Source organism: Lactobacillus sp. UMNPBX1, assembly GCF_002554085.1.
Classification (GTDB): domain Bacteria; phylum Bacillota; class Bacilli; order Lactobacillales; family Lactobacillaceae; genus Lactobacillus; species Lactobacillus crispatus.
Genome location: NZ_PCZI01000004.1, coordinates 61692 through 80600, shown reverse-complemented (window position 1 = coordinate 80600; position 18909 = coordinate 61692). Strand labels below are relative to the sequence as shown.

Here is an 18909-nt window from a genome sequence, read left to right as displayed (position 1 = left end):
AAAGGAGACAAATATGACTACTAAAAAATTAGCAACTATCGCAGCAGCTTTATTAATCAGTGTTGCACCAGCAGCTGCCATTATCAATCAACCTGTTCACACAGTTCAAGCAGCTACGCAATCACAAAAAGGTAAAGTTACTCTCAAGAAATCCTTTAACGGCACAGTTCAAGTCTTCAACAGCAAAGGCAATGCCACTACCACTACCCAAAAAGTCAATGGCAAGAAGATGACTGTTGCTTCAACGGTTAAATCAGGCTCAAGTTTTAAATATTATGGCAAGCCTATCCTGATCCAAGGTAAAAAAGTAGATGCAAAAACTTCTAAGAACTACCACTATACTACCGCTTCTTACGTTAACATCGGTAAAAAACGCTACATCAAATCTTTGAATGTTAGCTCAATGGATGGACAAAATGTTTTAATCTTGAGTTCCAACTCTCGCATTTATGATAAAAACGGTCACCGCACTACTTTCAATGGTATGTCGCTTATTCCTAAATATATGCTAGTTAAAACGCCAGCTAAAACCCACGCCACAACTAAGAATGACGTATTTTTCTACTTTGCAAATCTTAGCGGATCTAAGAAAAGAAGTTTGAATACAACCACTATCAAGGGCAAGCCATTTTATGCTTTAGGCAACGGTGCTTATATTTATGCTTCAAATGCTGGTTTTGTTAACGGCAACACTCTTTACCAAGCTTCTGGCACCACTACAGCCACTATTTTAAACAAGATCCACGTTTTAAATAATAAGCTCAAGTCAACTAGCAAGTTGCTCAAGATTGGTCAAAAAGTTAAGGTAGATGCCACCAAGACCACTGGTAAAGGCGACAGCGCTGCACTTTACTTCAGAATTGCCGGTACCAAGGGCAAAAATGCACAATACATTTACTGGGGCGACGATGCTGAATATGGTATGGATCAAGAAAGCACCACAGATGAATTCCAAGGCAACTTCAATTTAGATAATCACCTTGCTAATTAAGATAATATGCTAAAATTAAATTAACGATAATATATGGCGACCTAGAATCGTGAGGTTTTCCTCAAAGTATCTTTCTAGGCCGCTTTTTTCAATGTGGGAGAAAATATATGGATGAATTATTTGCTAAAGCCCCGATCAAAAAGGTCTACTTTAAGCTAGCATTGCCAGTTGTTCTAGGGATGATCACTACCATGATCTACAACCTGGCAGACACAATGTTTGTTGCCAAAACGGGTGATACAAATCTAGTAGCAGGAATTACGATTGGTGCTCCACTTTTTACTTTTTTAATCGCTGTTTCTGACATTTTTGGGCTCGGTGGATCTTCACTAATTTCACGGCTATTCGGTGAAAGAAATTATCAATTAAGTAAACGTGTAAGCAGTTTTTGTATGATCGGTGGATTTGTTACTGGTTTAATACTAACAGCCATTTTACTAATTTTGGAAAATCCGATCCTTCATCTTTTAGGAGCAAAAGCTGCCACCTATCAAGATGCTGCCGATTTTTATCGTGTAATATCAATTGGTGCTGCGCCAATTATCTTCTCAATCATTCCGCAGAACTTAATCAGAACAGAAGGTTTAGCTACCCAAGCAATGGTTGCTACAATGACGGGAACCATTTTAGCTATCATCCTTGATCCTATTTTCTTGTTTGTTTTCAAAATGGGTGCAATCGGTGTTGGGATTGCCAACGTTACAGGTTATCTAGTCACTGATGCTATTCTCATTTACTACGTTTTATACAAAACTGACTACATCAAATTAAAGCTAAAATATAGCAAAATTAGCGGCAAAACAATCAAAGATATCGTAGCAATCGGCATCCCCGGTTCAATCACCAACTTCGCTCAAAGCTTTGGCATGGCACTTCTTAACTCATCTTTAGCTCTATACGGTGCAAACAAAGTTGCCGCAATGGGAATCACCCAAAAGATTTACAGTATCGTTATCTTGGTAATCGTTGGTTTTGCCTTTGGTTCACAACCTTTAATTGGTTACAACTATGGTGCTAAAAACTGGAAACGATTAAAGAAAATTCTAAACTTCGATATTCTTGTGCAAGTTGTTTATGCTGTAATTTCAGGCGGATTATTAATTTTATTTGCTCGTCCAGTCACCGCTCTATTTATGAATCAACCAGATATCGTCAACGCTGGTAGTTATATGTTAATTGCCACTATTATTACCACACCAATCGTTGGTATCATTTTAGTTTACACTACCGTCTTCCAATCAGTTGGTAATGCTTGGGCTGCCTTCATCATGGCAATTACTCGTCAAGGCGTTGTCTACTTTATCGCATTAGAAATTCTAAAAGTCACATTTGGTTACCACGGTATCGTTTGGGCTCAAGCAGCCAGTGATATCATCACCTGCATCATCGGTTACTTTATTTATGAAAAGAGCCTGGATCTCAAGGATAAAATCAAAGATTAGCCAAAATAAAAACTGCTCTCTTATTGAGAACAGTTTTTTTCATGCTTATCTTTCAATTAAAGCAACTTTTCAAAAGCATCTTCATACTTAGGAATATCACCTGCACCCATAAAGACAATGACTGAATTCTTATTCTTGGTCAAATCAGCAATATTGTTTAAGTCGATAACTTCTGAACCTGGGATATTCTTAACCAAGTCTTCACTTGAAATATCACCATTAGCTTCACGAGCTGAAGCATAAATTGGAGTTACGTAAGCCTTATCTACACCACGTAAAATTTCTTCGAAGTCCTTTTGGTACTTCTTAGTTCTTGAGAAAGTGTGTGGTTGGAAGACGACAACCAACTTCTTGTCTGGGAACTTTTGACGAGCAGCTTGGATAGTTGCACGCATTTCAGTTGGGTGGTGAGCATAGTCATCAATAACTGCAATGTCGCCAAAGTCTTTTTCGCTAAATCTACGCTTAGCACCCTTGAAGGTAAGAAGACCATCACGAATGTCATCCATTGGTACCTTTTCAGTGTAGGCAACCGCAATAACAGCAGTTGAGTTCAAAATGCTGTGGTCACCAAACAAGTGAATTTCAAATTCGCCAAGATCCTTGCCATGTGCTAAAACATGGAACCTAGAACCAGTAGTTGACTTCTTAATGTCAGTAGCTTGGAAGTCATCAGTATCGTTAAAGCCGTAAGTGTATTTAGGAATATCAGTCTTAAGGCTTTGAAGACGCTTGTCATCGCCCCATACAAACAATGCCTTCTTAGTTTGATCAGCTGCTGATTGGAATGCGCTGGTGTAATCGTCTTGATCCTTGAAGTAGTCTGGGTGGTCAAAGTCGATGTTAGTCATAATTTGGTAATCTGGGTGATATGCCAAGAAGTGACGACGATATTCATCAGCTTCATAAACAAAGAAACGTGAATTTGCCACGCCCTTGCCGCGACCATCACCGATTAAGTATGAAGTTGGGGCAACTTCACCTAAGACGTGTGATAAAAGACTGGTAGTTGAGGTCTTGCCGTGAGTGCCTGAAATACCAATTGAAGTATGCATTTGCACAATTTCTTCAACAGTATCTGGATATGATTGCCACTTAACACCCTTTTCAAGGCAAGCTTTAACTTCTGGATTGTCTTCTTTAAAAGCATTCCCTTTAACAATTACTTGTTCATCATTGCTCTTGATGTTATCCGGGTTAAAGTTTTTAACATCAATGCCCACATTTTCAAGTGGCACTTGCGTAAAGGTATATTTTTCAATGTCACTACCTGCTACATCATAGCCTAAGTCATGTAAAAGCAAGGCAAGGGATGCCATACCTGTACCCTTAATACCAATGAACCAAATTTGCTTATTCTTGTCTAACATTTATTTACCCTCGAATTTTTAACGTTTTTATTCGTTAACTATTTTACCATTTTTCTTATGCTAAAATTTTTAAAATCAAAAGAAATCTATGATGAAAACGACAATTATGTTAATACTGTCGATCATTTGATCATTAAAGATCTTACGGGTAAAACTATTTCCCACAAAATTGGTTCACTAGCTCCTTAAAAGGTGAAACTGGTGGCTTTTCTTAGACAAAATAAAAAAGTTGATCAATTAGCTTTTTTGCACCAACTGGTCAACTTTTTATTTTTGCTTTATTCAAATTATAAAGTAATTTCACCACTAGCGATCAGTTCATCACACTTAGTTGGTTCAAATTCTGCACCAACTTCGAAGCTATCAGGAACAACCATGATCCCGCGCTTTTGTGGTGCGTGTGGCAAACCTAATTCACGAGCTGAACAAATCATGCCGTATGAATCAACACCGCGCAATTCACCTGGCCAAATTTGTGCACCATTTGGCATTAAAGTACCTGGAAGTGCAACAACTACTTTTTGACCTTGAGCGATATTTGGTGCACCACAAACGATTTGGTGTTCTTCACCATCAGCAACCTCAACAGTAGTTACGTGTAAGTGATCTGAATCAGGGTGTGGTTCACAAGTCTTAACGTAGCCATAAACTAAAGTTGGCTTGCCATATGCTAACTTGTCAGTAAAACCAACTTCATCAAGCTTCTTGTTCAGTGCAACAAGCTCATCGTCTGACAACTTAACTGGACCATTTGGTAACTTATCAAAGTCAACTAACTTATCAACGTTGAAGAAGTTGTAACCAATGGTCTTGCCTTCATCGTTAGTTACGCGAGTAACGTCTTCTTTTTCCTCAAATGAGCTACGGCCTTCATCGTGACCTAAGATAACGATCAAAGTGTTAGGATAAGCTTCTTTATTAGTACTAGTAATCATGCTTTTTTATTCTCCTCTATTAGTCAAGTGATCGTAAAAAGTTTTCCACTTCATCTTTAGTTTTACGGTCCTTATTTACTAGTCTACCAATTTCTTTGCCATCTTGGTAGACAACAAATGAAGGAATTCCCATAATCATTAATTTTTTTGCTATGTCAATTGAACCGTCGCGGTCAATTTCGTAGAATTTTGCATCAGAAAAATCTTTTTCAATTTCAGGCATAAATGGAGCAAGAAACTTGCAGTCTGGGCACCAATCAGCTGAGAATTCAAGCACAGTACGTCCTTCTTTAGTAATTTCCTTTAATTGATCTTCAGTTAATTCTTTAATCTTTTCCATTTTTCATACCTCATGTATTTCTTACTTTTTATAAGTCGATATTATTATAACCATTCTTTAACTAAAAAGCTAGAAATTGAATCTTACAATTATTTCTTTTCTTTAAATAGATAACTGCCCCAACGAACTGGTTTTTCAACAGTTGGCAAAACCATGAAGTAAAGTAAAAACAAATACCCAAATGGAATAACCGAGATCCAGTACCACCAACCGGTGTGGTCAGTATCATGCAATCTTCTTATGGTAAAGCCAAGTAAGCCTAATAAGATCCAAATAATCAGTAGATAGATAATTATTTGAATAATAAGTGTACCAGTTGAAACGTGCGTTAATAAGAAGAATTCATTACTTTAATAAGCAATGCCATCAATTGAATATGCCGTAGCTGAACATGCTGCTAAAATGACTAGCAAAATAATTGCCCAAACATAGGCATACCAAAATCCACGACGAGTACTACGTGCATTCCACTTAAATGGTGCAGTAAACAAAAGTTTGAATGCTTGTCCAAAAGTTGGTCTAGGAATATCAGTTTTAGGTTCGTGATATTCTTGTTCATAATAAGGTTTATCTTCCATAATTTTCCCTCCAATAATCTGAAATCTTACAGTTCTATTCTAAAACAAAATAACTAAAGCGATGAGCTAGTAGCAAGATTCTATCCAATAAAGCATTAAAAAACGCCTAGAGTTTATCTGCTGTAACTCTAGACGCTTCAAACTATTCATCCTCAAAATGAGCGTGCAAAGCATAAATTGGATTACCCTTAGCTGCAAATTTATGCTCGTATTCTGTTTCAATATTCTTTTCCACAATCTCTGGCTTTTCATGATGAAGATCAACTGAAACAAAATCAAACTTCATTCCATAATTATTCAAGCTCTGAACAGAGTAAGCATACAAGCCCGCATTGTCGGTTTTAAATTCAATATGTCCTTCTGGCTTCAGAACTTGTTCATACTTGCTCAAAAAACTCTTGTAAGTCAAACGACGCTTTTCATGACGAGTCTTTGGCCATGGATCGCTAAAATTCAAGTAGATAACATTGGTGCTATTTGCTGGAAAGAAGCAGTTGATGTCAGCCGCATCCCCGCGTAAGATTTGTAAATTATCCAAGCCCTTTTCCAACTTTGTTCGCAAGATGATCCCCGCAGCCGTAGTTTGCAATTCTAATGCAACATAATTTTTATCAGGATTTTGTTCAGCTAACGTAGTAATGAAATGTCCCTTACCAGAACCTACTTCAATTTCGATGGGATGATCATTACCAAATCGTTCAGTCCAGTCGATCTTTTTTTCAGGATCAGGATTTTGCAAAACACTTTCTGGATGGTCGTTTACAAGCTTAACAGCCCAAGGTTTATTTCTTAATCTCATTCTCTATTCCTATCTAATTCCAAAATTTTTTTGATTCATTTTTTTAACTCTGCCTGGCAAGTAAGTGGCAGTTACAATCATAGTGAAACCAAGTAAAATTGCCATCGCTTCAAACAAGTTAACATTAATTGGTAGCACAATTAACCAGCAGACACTAATCAAGAGCCATTGAATAAACAAGCCCATTGTCAACACCTTTACCAAGTCCCTGCCACGATTTTGCCGTTCAATTGGGTAAACGCGGTACATGAAGTTGCGGTCAAACTCTGTTGCCATTGGCAATAATTGATAGACCGTTAAAAAGATTACCAAGCATGAAAGGCCTAGTGCCCAACGCCAATCTTGCACTAACCACGATACCAAGATTGCAAAGACAGTCATTCTGACTAATAAGTTCAAGTATTCTGGATTACGCAAAAGTGATCTCCGATACAAGAACAAATTAGGATTTTCCTTAGCCAATGATTTTGGTAAAAGAAAGTCGAGGTATCTTCTGCGTTTGATTGTAACTTGCTTTTCTGCCACATCGGTAAACATACTGAAGATTGAATAAACGCGATCTTTTCTAGCTTGTTCAGTTTTAATCGCATAGCGCCAGTTAAAGACGCCCTTTTCTTTTTTAGTACCAAAATGTGTAATTACCATTAATACTACAACTTCAATTGGATAAATAAATGATCCTAGTGAGCCAATCAACAAAGCTGCCAGAGTTATCACTAATAATATCCATTGCGGATAATTGTAGTAGAAGTACAAACTCTCTTTTTCAATCAGCAACATACACAATTTTAATAAAACAGTGCTGATAATCAGGATTACATATGACCAAACTGGGATTCCAGCTTTTACCGTCGCAAACGGAAACAGAATTCCGCCAAGCAAAACAATCAGAATTGTTGGCAGCACCATACTGTAACGAATCATCGGCTTCAGATATTCACCCATTTGTTCATCTTGCGTAAACAGAAATTGCATGTCGGCCTCTTTTAATAAGGTAACTAATCGACCAGCTAATAATGGCAACCACATGATAAAGCCGACAAGTGGCTTATAGAACCACAGATTATTGGGAATTACGCGCATAGCTTGGGCATACCAGAACATCAGCGCCCCAAACAAAAAGATCAACGCTAAAATAAAGAAGTCATTAAACACCAGCGTCAAATATTTTACTGATTGTTTAAGATTCTCGCTCAACCTTCTATTCGCTAACTCATGCATTGCCATTATCCTCTCTATTCAAAGCAAGGTATAACTTGTCAAAAGGATCATCTGGCTTAAGGCCATAGTGCTGACGAATTTCTTGCAAACTCCCCACAACTTCGATCGTGCCGCGGTTTAACACAGCATAATTCGAAATCGCTTGCTGTGCATCAGCTAAAACGTGAGTAGTCATTAAGACCATCTTTTTGTCAGCAATTGCTTTTTTTATTAAATCGATTAAGTTAGCAACTGCCAAAGGATCAAGGCCAGTAAATGGTTCATCAATTACAAGCAAACTAGTATCTGCTAAAAAGGCAGAGACAATCATTACTTTCTGGCGCATCCCCTTGGAGAAGTGAATCGGCAGCCATTCTAGCTTGTCATCAAGTCTGAACATCTTAAGCAGCTCATGTGCGCGTTCCCATGCTTTATTTTCATCCAAGTGGTAACTCAACATGGTTAGCTCCAAATGTTCCTTTAAAGTCAATTCCGGATACAAAATCGGTGTTTCTGGAATATAAGCTACTTCACGCTTAAACTTAGTTGGTTGCTGCGTCAATACAACATCGTTCAAGCTGATCTTACCCTTTTGCGGGCGAAGTAAACCCAAAATATGTTTAATCGTAGTTGACTTTCCCGCGCCGTTTAGCCCAATCAAGCCTAGTGCCTCACCCGGCTTAATTTCCAAATTAATATCTTTAATAACCGGGACACCCGTGTAGCCTCCCGTTAAATGTTCAATTTTTAATGTCATTTTTCCTATCTTTCTTTACTGAATTTATACCTTTATTATGATAGCATGGATTTAATAGTAAACTAAAGTACAAGGATATGAGGTTTTATTATGGAAAATTTAGACAAAGATTGTTTATTCTGCAAAATTATCCGCGGTGAAATTCCTAGCTATACCGTTTTTGAAAATGACGATGTTAAGGCCTTCTTAGATATTTCTCAAGTTAACCCAGGCCACACCTTAATGGTGCCAAAAAAGCACATCGTTAACTTGTTTGACTACACCAAGGAAGACGCACAACGCTATTTACAATATATTCCTGAAATTGCTAATGCAATTAAGGCAGCCTTCCCTAATGTTACTGCAATGAACATTACTACTAATAATGGTAAGGCCGCAAATCAAGTAGTTATGCACTCACACATTCACTTCATTCCTCGTTTTGAAGGCGACGGCTTGAAGCTGATGACCCGCAACAACGCTGACAAATACGATGAAGCTAAATACAACGAAGTTGCTAACAAAATTAAGGCACAATTTTAGAGGTTAAAAATGAAACATTTCTTATTAGGCACAGTTTTTGGTGCAACAGCTGGGCTAGTTTTTTCCTGTATGAAAGATAGCAATGGTAATCGCCCAGGCAAGCCATTAAAAGATGAGTTCGAAGCAATTAAACATGAAAGCCAACGCTTTAATTCTGCCTTGCAAAAAGCTAAAAAGGCTAGTCAAGAATTAAATGAACAAATGCCAACAGCTGAACGTACAATTAGTGATATTAATGATAGTGTTGAACATTATTCCGACCATATTCAACCTATCGTTAACCGCATAGAAAAAAAGAGCGATAAATTGAACCAAGATTTGGAAAACATCGTGCCAGATACTAACTCACAAGACACAAAGAACTAAGAAAAAATAAAGAAAATTTGATTTTTCTGTGAAAATTCGTAATTTGAAAACGAAACGCCCTTTTTTATGGTATATTAATGAACAGTTACTTATTTAAGGATGTGGAGATATTATTTTTATGAAGAGTTATATGAAAAAAATTGCTGCAGTCGTAGCTGTAGCTGGCGTTGCATTATCAACTGCTGCTTGTTCTAATAGCGGCACTAAGGCTACTGTTGCTTCATACAAGGGTGGCAAGATTACTCAAGAACAATACTACGATGAGATGAAGAAGTCACAAGCCGGTAAGTCAACTTTGGCTAACATGATCATCAACCGCGCTTTGGAACAACAATACGGCAAGTACGTATCTCAAAAGAAAGTCGACAAGCAATACAACAACTACAAGAAGCAATACGGCTCACAATTTAGTGCTGTTTTACAACAAAACGGTATGACTGCTTCAAGCTTCAAGCAAAACATTAAGACTAACCTTCTTTCTGAACAAGCATTGAAGCACATTAAGAAAGTTACTAAGAAGCAAGAACAACAAGCTTGGAAGAGCTACCAACCTAAGGTAACTGTTCAACACATCTTGGTTGCTAAGAAGTCAACTGCTCAAAGCATCATCAAGCAATTGAAAGATGGCAAGAGCTTCAAGGTTTTAGCTAAGAAGTACTCACTTGATACTGCTACTAAGAACAAGGCTGGTAAGTTGCCATCATTCGACTCAACTGACACTACTTTAGACAACTCATTCAAGACCGCTGCCTTCAAGCTTAAGACTGGTGAAGTTACTTCAACTCCAGTTAAGTCACAATCCGGTTACCACGTAATCAAGATGATCAGCCACCCAGCTAAGGGTAAGTTTGCTGACCACAAGAAGGCTATTGATGATCAAATTTACGCATCAATGGCTCAAGACCAAGCTACTATGAAAGACGTTATTGCTACTGTTTTGAAGAAGGCTGACGTTTCAATCAAGGATAGCGACTTGAAGGATGTATTATCATCATACGTTTCAACTACTAAGTAACAAATATATTTAGTTAATCAAAAACGCCGAATCTGAATGGATTCGACGTTTTTTTTATTTCATTAATTTATTTTTTAAATAGGGGTGTCATATTCCCCCCCAAAAAAACTATGCCTTCACTGGCACCTTCCTAGTAACAGCTGAGTTGGCATAAATAATACTTTGAAATTCATTATGAAAAGCTTGAGCATTATGCAATACAGCTTTATAATCATCATTTTTAGCAGGTCCAACTAATCCGCCACCTACACCAACAACATAGGCACCACTAGCAAACCATTCATGCATATTTCCTAATGATACACCACCACTTGGCATTACATTAACATATGGGAAAGGTCCATGAATTTCAGAAATAATGCCTTTACCAGCAATTGAACCTGGGAAGATTTTGACTACGTCAGCACCATAAGTTAAAGCAGATTGAATTTCCGTTGGACTAAAGCAACCGGGCATGTAAGGAACCGCATACAGATTGCATTCCTTAGCAGTATTTTCGTTAAAAGATGGGCTAACAACGAATCTAGCTCCTGAAACAATCGCCATTCTAGCAGTTGCCTCATCAAGCACAGTTCCAGCTCCAATGAGTATTCAAGATTTCAGTCTTGGATATTTTTTTACTAAAAATCAAAAGGCTCAAGATGCTTCATCATTAAAGCATTCTTGAGCTCTTTAATTTTATTTATCAGTAGCATAATCAGACAACTTCAAGTAGCGTACAAGTTCACTCTTGAAAGTCTTTTTATTATAAGTCACTACCGCAATTTTACCTTTATAAAAGCCAGCATATTCTTTTTGTAAATCACCATGGATATCACAATTAGCCAATGAAACTACCCAAGACTTTTCTGCCTTAGTTAGTTTATTCATGTTTTTAACCCAAACTTTTTGTCCGTCTAATTTACTTTGATCGTATTTAATTTGCCAACTAGCCTGCTTAACTGCCGCAATAGAAGTATTCTTGTTAGTCAATAACTTTTGTGCGTTATCAACGGCCAAATCATATCTTTCTTGCTGTGCTTTTTCAGTCAAACGATATAAAGTCGATTTTTTAATTTGACCTGCTCGATCAACTAAGGCTTGCAACTCACCATAGTCACTAGAAGTGGCCTGACTTGCATCTGCTTGTGCTTCGCTTGGTGTATTATCAACTTTTAATGCAACTGGATTTTGACTTGTCACATCACTAGCTTTAACAAAAGTATTTGCTGTATCTTTAGTTTGGTGAGCATATGAGCCGTTGCTGGTAATCGTAGTACCAGTCTTGCCTGTTCCATCAAGAGCTGGAACCCAGACCAATTTTTTGTTAGCCGTAAGATGATAATATAGATCAGCTTGTTTAGTTTGCTTGTTCCAAATATAAAGAGCTCGATCAACGCCAACATTAACATCTGGAATCAATAAATAACTCTTATCAACGATTTCACCGTCAATATTATAGAGATACGTTGAGTTACCGGCAATGACATAATTATCTTCAGTAGATGCAGCTAATGCAAAATTATTTGGCATAATCCGAGTTGACTTTTTGATATCAGGTAGGTTGACCCACTTATCAGTACCTTTAATCCGATAATATTCCAGACTACTCAAATAATCATCAGCGCCGTCAACATTATGATAATAGTTCTGATCAACTGTAAGCTTAGTTCCCTTCTTAATTGGAGCAGCAATTGGCATCCCTATTTGATTAGTTACTGGAGCAGTCTTTTTGGTAATTACCTTAATTTCCTTAGTTGACAGATCCGCATATTGATATTTTCCTGGCGAGATTCTACCAATGTTGCCTGGCTTAATATATTTATTTTTGCCAATATTAACAAAGTCTGTCTTCTTGATGCTTACTGTCGGTAACGAAAAATACTTGCCAGCTAATACATTATTGAAGAAATACCTGCTTTGATTTGGGTTAGTAATTGCCTTAGGCTTCAATATAGTCACCTTTAGTAACTTTCCCTTCTTAATCTTGCTCTTGGTACGCTTACCTTGATGATTGTAAACATAGGCATTGTGGTTAATATAGAACGTTAATTTAGTAGTTTGTGTATTATCTTGACTTGCGGCAGCAACTGGATTAGACAAATGATTATTTGCTAAAACAGGTACAGTCAACATTATCGTAGCTGCCGATACTAAAATTAATTTTTTTGATGCTTTCATTTTTATTCCCTACCCTAATTTTTATAACATCTTTAGCAATTCAATGCATCAAAAAAGTCCAAGAGGAAATCAATGTATACCTCTTGAACTTTTTATCAATAAAAAAATAGAAAGGAGACAAGTCTCTAATCTATCCAAAAACATCTCTGCTTTTCAATTGTATAAACATGTTATTATTCTTCAGCTAATTGGTCAATAACTTTGTTCAAAAAATTATTGACACAATTTTTCACCAAAACAAAATAAGCATCCCTGCAAATCAACTGCAGTGATGCTTATTTCTTATTCTAAATGTTCCATATTGCCTAATGCTAGAACTAATATTATTTACAATTTCAGCTCAACACCTTTAATCAACTATCACATTGCCAATTTAAATTTGGAAAGCCATTGCTCTCTTTCTGACCAAGAATAAACAGGAATATTATAGTTCTTAAAGGCAGACTTAAAATCACTAGAAACAGGACTATTAATATTGTTCGCAATAACTGAAAATTCTGTTTTAGGTTGGCTTTCTCGTACATCAATAATTCTAAATAAAGGGTTAGCTATATTAGAATTAATAGGCGTATTCACCACCTTAATAGCTTGTTGCGGTTTTTTTCTTGTACGTCCAACCACAATATCAAACTTAGAATTCCGTCCGCTTTTTCCTAGTAAACTCAAATCTTCTCCTACTGGAATATTATTATCAATAAAATAATTTGTTACATCTTCTTTAAAATACTTAATAACACTATTTTTAGAAGTCTGTAATAAATCAAAAGCTTGCAACATACATTGAGTTAACCTATTTTGTGCATCTGGAAATTGGGCTAAGTCATCAAATTCAATTATTAATTCATTATTCTGATTTTTCACACCAAAATTAATCAAAATCGATTGAAAGTAGTTCCTACGTTTAGATTTTCTGTTTAAATTAATATCTAATAACCCTAACTCATTAATAGTATACCCATCATCACTAATTATATATTTTGATGTATTTCCTTGTGCAATCACTAATTCTATATAATCATTGTACATATCTAAAAAAGGTGTAGTGATAGTCATATAATCCTGATTTTTAGAAGGGACAAATTGAATCTTTTTATCTATCCAGTCAAAATATATTTTCTTCATTTTCTCTACATCAAACATATTTAACTGTTCTCCCCCCTTTCTTTAAAATAAACTTTCCTGTTCTCGAAAATTATATGAATTTATATTATCAACATTCAAAAACTTTAATGTCTTCTTCAAGCATTCACACAAGTTATTTAAATCATTCTGACTCAATTGAAAATTTTCGTTCTTTTCCAAAAGTGGTACAGCTACATGTGTACCATATTTTGGAAAATCCGCTCTATGCAAATGAGGACAAGGAATGACTTTATTTGACCATTTAAAGTCTCCAACAGGATTTTGATGAGGACGTCCAATAATATCTACTCTAACTAATGGCTGTTCCTTATTTCTCTTTTCCCTTAATTGAAAAGTACATTTAGGACGTCTATGTCCTTTTCTATTCAAATCAAGTATAAAATTATAATTATTTCCTTTTAACCTTAATTGACTAGAATTCTGAAATAGCGGCAAATCAATGTAATCATTCTTTTCTATTATTTGTTTAACCGCCTCAATCATTTTAGTAATTTCAGCAATATCCATCCTTTTTACTCCCCTATAAATTAGATTTATTATACTATGAAATTATAATAAAACTCTAGTTCAATTTTTCAACAAAATAAGCATCCCTGCAAATCAACTGCAGTGATGCTTATTTCTTATTCTAAATGTTTTGCGTTATCTAGCGCTGAATCGTGCATCGGTCGATAATATCGCTTGCCATCTTGACTCAGTAGTGGCTCGGTGAACTCGCCTTTAGGCGTATGCTGCAGGGCATTCGTTACTGCATAAACTGCAGCATCTAAATCATCAATTCGGTGCAATAATTCCGCTTCTAGCAATGCCGGCAATTTGGGTGAACCATATTCAAAGCGGCCATGGTGACTAAGCACCATATGCCGCAATAAGAGTAAATCTTCCGACTCCAGATTCATCTTCATATCCTGAGCGGCCAGCATAATTTGTTCATCAATTAAAACCAGATGCCCAACCAAATTGCCTTCAGTCGTGTATTGAGTTGCGGCAGGACCTGAAAGTTCCAGTACTTTTCCCATATCATGCAAAATGCATCCCGCATAAAGTAGCGATCTATTCACTTGCTCATAATTATCAGCCAAACCTTTGGCATCCTTAAGCATTGATAAAGTATGAAAAGCTAAACCTCCGCGGACCGCATGGTGGTTGCTTTTACCAGCAGGATGATCATAAAAACGATCATGCCATTTTTGAAGTAAATACTTCACAATTTTTGTCCAGGTAGGATTATCAATCTGCATCACAAATTTATTAATTTCAGCTTCCATCTCATTAACTGGTTCCGGCGCTGATTTAATAAATTGATCTAATTCATAGCCTTCTTGTGGACCGACCACGCGCAGAGAATAGATCCTAATCTGGGGGCGACCCTGATATTCTTCTCTTTTGCCATTCAACTCAACGATTGTCCCAGTTGAAAAAGTTGCTGCATCTTGATTGTTAGCATCCCAGTAATTACCGCGAATCTCGCCTGAGCCATCACTGAATTGCATCGCTAAAAACAACTTATTCTTTTTATTATGACGCAACTGTGAGTTTTTAATCAAAACAACAATGTCCATTTCTTCTCCATCGTTGTAATCTAACAATCTCTTAAGCATCCTGTGTTCCTTTCGTAAAAGTTAATGGCTCAATCCCAAGCTGATCAACTAAATTCTTTTGAGCTGTGAAAATTAAAACTTGATTGTTTTCGCTAATCTTTTGCAATAACTGATCGATATAGCTGACTCGCTGATCATCAAAGTTTACAAACGAATCATCAATCAAGATTGGCAAATTAATTTCATCCTTGATCTGCTCAATAAAAGCTAACTTCAAGGCAAAGTATAATTGCTCAGCAGTCCCCCGTGACAAGTATTTTACTTCGCGCTTTTTACCATCACTTCTGACTACTGTTAGCTTCTTATCTAAATTAATCCCAACATATCTGCCGCCCGTTAGCAAAGCTAAGTATTCCTGAGCCGCCTTAAGCATCTTGGGGAACCGTTCATTAGATGCCAAGTCAAGCGAGCGACTGATCCACCTTGCCGCAAACAAGTTAGCCAAGTATTCTTTACTGCTCTGGACAAAATTGGTTTCTGTATTAGCCAGATCCTGCTTAGCCTTAAACACCGCAGTAGAATCAGCTAAATTGTCTAACTGCACTTGCAACTGAGCAACTTGACTCTGAAGTTCATTAATTTCTGCATTCTTAGTACTAATTTGTTCAGTCAAAGCCGTTAATTTATCTGCTAATTCGGTTGAATTTGTCTGCGTTTGCAGCTGTTGAAGATCATCGCCTAACGATTCCTTCAAGGCCGCAATCTGCGTCTTCAGTTTAGCCTGATTAAGTGAATCTTGATAAAGCTGATCGTAACCTGCCATATTTTCCACATTAACTTGGGCAAAAAGTGCCTGTAATTTCAGACCCAATTCTTTCAAATCTTGCTTGTCCTGCTTTAGTGATGCAGTTAAGCTTGCCTTTCTTTGAGATAATTCTTGTTTTTCACTAATTTGTGTCTCAAGTTCGTCCAAACCGTTCAAAACTTGACTAAAGTCATTATCAATCGGTTGCTTCAATGCATTTTGGACACTTGAGGCCAGTTGAGCCACATTCTGATTCAAAACAGTTACTTGATTATTATTAGTCTGTGCGGCATTCTTTTTGATTTGATATTGGTTCAGATTAGTTAGTAAGCTATTTAAGTTTAGCGTATCAGGATTCAATCCATATTTTGTTTGGAAAGCTTGGCGTTTTTGAGCAACCAGCTTTTGCTTTTCTAATACTGCCGCATTTTGCTTATTTTGGTTACTATTTTTTAAGTATCCTGCTGCTAGGAAAATTAGTCCAGTAATTAATGCAATTACACCAACTATACCCAACGCTACCAAAAGAATTACACCTAATGCCGCTAACACTGCACCGATAACATACCAAAGCTTGTCATTAGTAGTTACATAAGCAGGCTCATTGACAGCACCTGGCAAAGCTTGATAGTCTGCCTGCATTTGTTCAATTTGCTCTGGTGTCAACTTGAGTAGATTTTTTAACTCAGGTGTCAAAGCTAATAGTTGCTCTTTCTCCTGCTTCAATTGGTCAGCCTTTTGCAAACAATTACGATATTCCGCTTGCCACTGCAAGAGTTGAGGCTTCTGCTGGATTAGCTTCTTCTCTAGCGTAAAATCAGACTGATCGTTTTCACCCAGGCCCTGCAACTGCGCTTCTACCGATTGAATCGTCTTTTGCAAATTACGTCCCTGAGCCATAATATTTTGGGCTTTTTGATAATTTTGACCATTAAAGTCGACATCCTTGACCTGTTTTTGCAAATCAAGCAGCGTCTGATAATTGCCCATTTCTTTTTGCAAATCATGCAAATCTTGTTCTTGTTTTTGTAAAACAGCCAGATCTTGTTTTTGTCTGTTTAATGCCGCTCTTTTTTGTACAAAATCTTGGTGCAGCTGTTCATAATCATTAAACTCATTTTTAGTCTGCGCTAATTTATCACGTTGATCAGTCATTTCCTTAAGCAGACGGTTTACTTCGGGCTTTTTACCTGTCTTTTTAAAAAGCTTACCTGCTTCTTTGGCAAAATCGTCGCGCATTTCCAGCAACTTGCTAGAATCTGCTGCTCCCAAGTAATAAATTCGCTCAAGCAAATCCTCTTGACTTAAACTGTTAACCTGACCCAGCATTTCTTGGTTAAAAATAAAACTATCAGCGTAAAAAGAGCCATCAATATTTTGAATCTGATCAAAAAATACACTCTCAGGTACAACTTGACCATCTTTTTTGACGGTTAAAATTCCCTTTTTAGTCTTGTCACCTTTAGCATAGAGTCGCTCAAGTTCGTATTCACCATCAGCTGCAGTAAAAACTAAATTACCGCCCATCGGACTAACATGAGCTAGCGGCGTATAATCTTCAAAAAACGGTGAAGAGTTACTTCTCAAATGAAAGCCAAATAAGATCTGTTTAATAAAAGCTACCGTTGTACTTTTACCAGCTTCATTGGCACCAAAGAAAACATTAATTTGATCACTAGGCAAATCGAAGGTTTTATTCGAGAACTGCCCAAAGTTAATAATCTTAATTTGTTTCAGTCTCATCCTTAATTCCTTTCAATTTACTCATTAGTTTTACTTCTGTTAGATTCTTAACCGCCGCAATAAAGTCTGGATCAGCCGCTAATTTAGCAGCTTCTGGATCCTTTTTTTGCCAGTCACTAACAATTTGCTTGAATTCAGCTGGTGCAAATAACTCTTCTTTGGCAGCTTGGAAGGCTTGTTGGTCATTGTCATTTAACTTTAAACTAGTATTCACAACAAAGCGCACATCAACTAACTGAGAAGCAAATGGCAGCGATTGAGAAATAGTTTGCCAAAAATCAGGATCCTGAACTAAATCGCGTTCTTCGGCACTCAAATATTGAGCACCAGCAATCGTCAAACTAAAGTACGTTTTTTGTCCAGATTCAAGCTTGGCAATAATTTTTGCTTGTAAGTCAGCTTTACTGATAGCTCCTTCAAGATTAATTTTTGTCCCTTGCCATAAAATTGGCCCTGTTTCTTTAAAATCAATAGTAGTCTTACCACTATTTTCATCAATCTCACCTAGATAGCATCCCTTGGCTCCCATCTCATTAATGTGGCGACCTTGAATGTTACCTGGATAAACAATCCACGGCGTACTACTTAAATTATTTCTCGCATGAATATGACCCAAAGCAAAATAGTCATAATTCAAGTTTTGCAACTCATCAACTGTAAACGGTGCATACACATTCTGACTAGCAGTAGCTGATTTCTCTTGAGCATGCATTAAACCAAAAGTATAATTTTTTCCTTTTGCTGGAAATTCTGGGATTTTATCCTCAGTGATATGGTTATTCAGATATGAAAAGCCGATTACGTCATAGTTAAAACCCGCATCCGTAGTAAAAGTAGCTTGCTCTACTGTTTCATTATTGCCTAACAATTTAAAGTAAGGACTGGGACTAACTAGCAGATCTTCTTGCTTCATGTGGTCATGATTACCAAAAATCATCACTACCTGAATTTGTGCATCAGTTAATCTCTTCACTTGCTCAGCAAAAAACAACTGAGCCCGTGGTGACGGCTGACTGCTATCAAAGGTATCCCCTGCTATTAAAACTAAATCAACTTTTTCAGCTAATGCTAGGTCGACAATTCTTTTTAGCGACTGATCAGCTGCCTGATAGATATGGTTAAATTCCTCAGATGGCAAAAAAGATAGCCCACGAAATGGACTATCTAAGTGCGCATCCGCAAAGTGAATAAATTTCATCGCG

General features: G+C 36.9%; 20 protein-coding genes. 5 read left to right on the top strand and 15 right to left on the bottom strand.

Going from position 1 to position 18909, the window contains the following annotated elements; genetic code table 11:
* The first annotated feature begins 13 nt into the window (after positions 1–13).
* The gene (locus CP352_RS03915; protein WP_098034870.1) at positions 14–991 is read left to right on the top strand and encodes an SLAP domain-containing protein; all 978 of its coding nucleotides are present in this window, start codon (positions 14–16) and stop codon (positions 989–991) included.
* 107 nt (positions 992–1098) lie between these two features.
* Positions 1099–2433: an MATE family efflux transporter gene (locus CP352_RS03910; RefSeq protein WP_065989676.1), complete on the top strand. Its 1335-nt coding sequence runs from the start codon at positions 1099–1101 to the stop codon at positions 2431–2433.
* Between the two features lie 56 nt (positions 2434–2489).
* On the opposite strand, the gene murC is transcribed toward CP352_RS03910, so the two are convergent.
* The 8 genes from murC to CP352_RS03875 form a co-directional block, all read right to left on the bottom strand.
* The gene (gene murC / locus CP352_RS03905) at positions 2490–3803 is read right to left on the bottom strand and encodes a UDP-N-acetylmuramate--L-alanine ligase (RefSeq protein ID WP_098034869.1); all 1314 of its coding nucleotides are present in this window, start codon (positions 3801–3803) and stop codon (positions 2490–2492) included.
* 287 nt (positions 3804–4090) lie between these two features.
* Positions 4091–4738 (bottom strand): YtpR family tRNA-binding protein, encoded by a 648-nt coding sequence (ytpR, locus tag CP352_RS03900; protein WP_005723469.1) that lies wholly within the window; start codon positions 4736–4738, stop codon positions 4091–4093.
* A 19-nt stretch (positions 4739–4757) separates the two neighbouring features.
* On the bottom strand, positions 4758–5078 hold the full coding sequence (locus CP352_RS03895; protein ID WP_005718117.1) for a thioredoxin family protein: 321 nt from the start codon (positions 5076–5078) through the stop codon (positions 4758–4760).
* A gap of 89 nt (positions 5079–5167) precedes the next feature.
* Complete coding sequence (locus CP352_RS11280; RefSeq protein WP_233186504.1) at positions 5168–5347, bottom strand: DUF805 domain-containing protein; 180 nt, start codon at positions 5345–5347, stop codon at positions 5168–5170.
* An 81-nt stretch (positions 5348–5428) separates the two neighbouring features.
* Positions 5429–5656: a hypothetical protein gene (locus CP352_RS11275; protein WP_013086701.1), complete on the bottom strand. Its 228-nt coding sequence runs from the start codon at positions 5654–5656 to the stop codon at positions 5429–5431.
* A gap of 142 nt (positions 5657–5798) precedes the next feature.
* A complete protein-coding gene (trmB, locus tag CP352_RS03885) occupies positions 5799–6455 on the bottom strand; it encodes a tRNA (guanosine(46)-N7)-methyltransferase TrmB (protein WP_005718114.1) in 657 nt (218 codons plus the stop codon).
* Positions 6456–6464: 9 nt separating this feature from the next.
* A complete protein-coding gene (locus tag CP352_RS03880) occupies positions 6465–7676 on the bottom strand; it encodes an ABC transporter permease (RefSeq protein WP_089143116.1) in 1212 nt (403 codons plus the stop codon).
* Complete coding sequence (locus CP352_RS03875) at positions 7669–8412, bottom strand: ABC transporter ATP-binding protein (RefSeq protein ID WP_013086703.1); 744 nt, start codon at positions 8410–8412, stop codon at positions 7669–7671. Before CP352_RS03875 ends, CP352_RS03880 begins: the two co-directional genes overlap by 8 nt.
* Positions 8413–8502: 90 nt before the next feature.
* On the opposite strand from CP352_RS03875, the gene CP352_RS03870 reads away from it, so the two are divergent.
* The 3 genes from CP352_RS03870 (at position 8503) to CP352_RS03860 (ending at position 10315) form a co-directional block, all read left to right on the top strand.
* Positions 8503–8934: an HIT family protein gene (locus CP352_RS03870; protein ID WP_005718109.1), complete on the top strand. Its 432-nt coding sequence runs from the start codon at positions 8503–8505 to the stop codon at positions 8932–8934.
* 9 nt (positions 8935–8943) lie between these two features.
* Positions 8944–9300, top strand: coding sequence for a hypothetical protein (locus tag CP352_RS03865; protein ID WP_005718108.1), 357 nt, complete (start codon positions 8944–8946; stop codon positions 9298–9300).
* A 118-nt stretch (positions 9301–9418) separates the two neighbouring features.
* The gene (locus CP352_RS03860; RefSeq protein ID WP_089143115.1) at positions 9419–10315 is read left to right on the top strand and encodes a peptidylprolyl isomerase PrsA; all 897 of its coding nucleotides are present in this window, start codon (positions 9419–9421) and stop codon (positions 10313–10315) included.
* Positions 10316–10423: 108 nt separating this feature from the next.
* On the opposite strand, the gene CP352_RS03855 is transcribed toward CP352_RS03860, so the two are convergent.
* The 7 genes from CP352_RS03855 to CP352_RS03825 all read right to left on the bottom strand — a co-directional run bounded on the left by CP352_RS03855 (position 10424) and on the right by CP352_RS03825 (position 18905).
* Entirely contained in the window at positions 10424–10885 is a 462-nt protein-coding gene (locus CP352_RS03855; protein WP_005718106.1) for an aldolase, read from the bottom strand.
* Positions 10886–10993: 108 nt separating this feature from the next.
* Positions 10994–12475, bottom strand: a complete 1482-nt coding sequence (locus tag CP352_RS03850) for an SLAP domain-containing protein (RefSeq protein ID WP_089143114.1) — start codon at positions 12473–12475, stop codon at positions 10994–10996.
* Positions 12476–12835: 360 nt separating this feature from the next.
* On the bottom strand, positions 12836–13615 hold the full coding sequence (locus tag CP352_RS03845; RefSeq protein WP_089143113.1) for a DUF1828 domain-containing protein: 780 nt from the start codon (positions 13613–13615) through the stop codon (positions 12836–12838).
* Between the two features lie 24 nt (positions 13616–13639).
* A complete protein-coding gene (locus CP352_RS03840; protein ID WP_060462899.1) occupies positions 13640–14125 on the bottom strand; it encodes a hypothetical protein in 486 nt (161 codons plus the stop codon).
* Between the two features lie 116 nt (positions 14126–14241).
* Positions 14242–15219 carry a 3'-5' exoribonuclease YhaM family protein gene (locus CP352_RS03835; protein WP_013086708.1) on the bottom strand — a complete coding sequence of 326 codons (978 nt, stop codon included), beginning with the start codon at positions 15217–15219 and terminating at the stop codon, positions 14242–14244.
* Positions 15212–17707: an AAA family ATPase gene (locus CP352_RS03830; RefSeq protein WP_089143112.1), complete on the bottom strand. Its 2496-nt coding sequence runs from the start codon at positions 17705–17707 to the stop codon at positions 15212–15214. Before CP352_RS03830 ends, CP352_RS03835 begins: the two co-directional genes overlap by 8 nt.
* A complete protein-coding gene (locus CP352_RS03825) occupies positions 17688–18905 on the bottom strand; it encodes a DNA repair exonuclease (RefSeq protein WP_005725613.1) in 1218 nt (405 codons plus the stop codon). Before CP352_RS03825 ends, CP352_RS03830 begins: the two co-directional genes overlap by 20 nt.
* Positions 18906–18909: the final 4 nt, after the last annotated feature.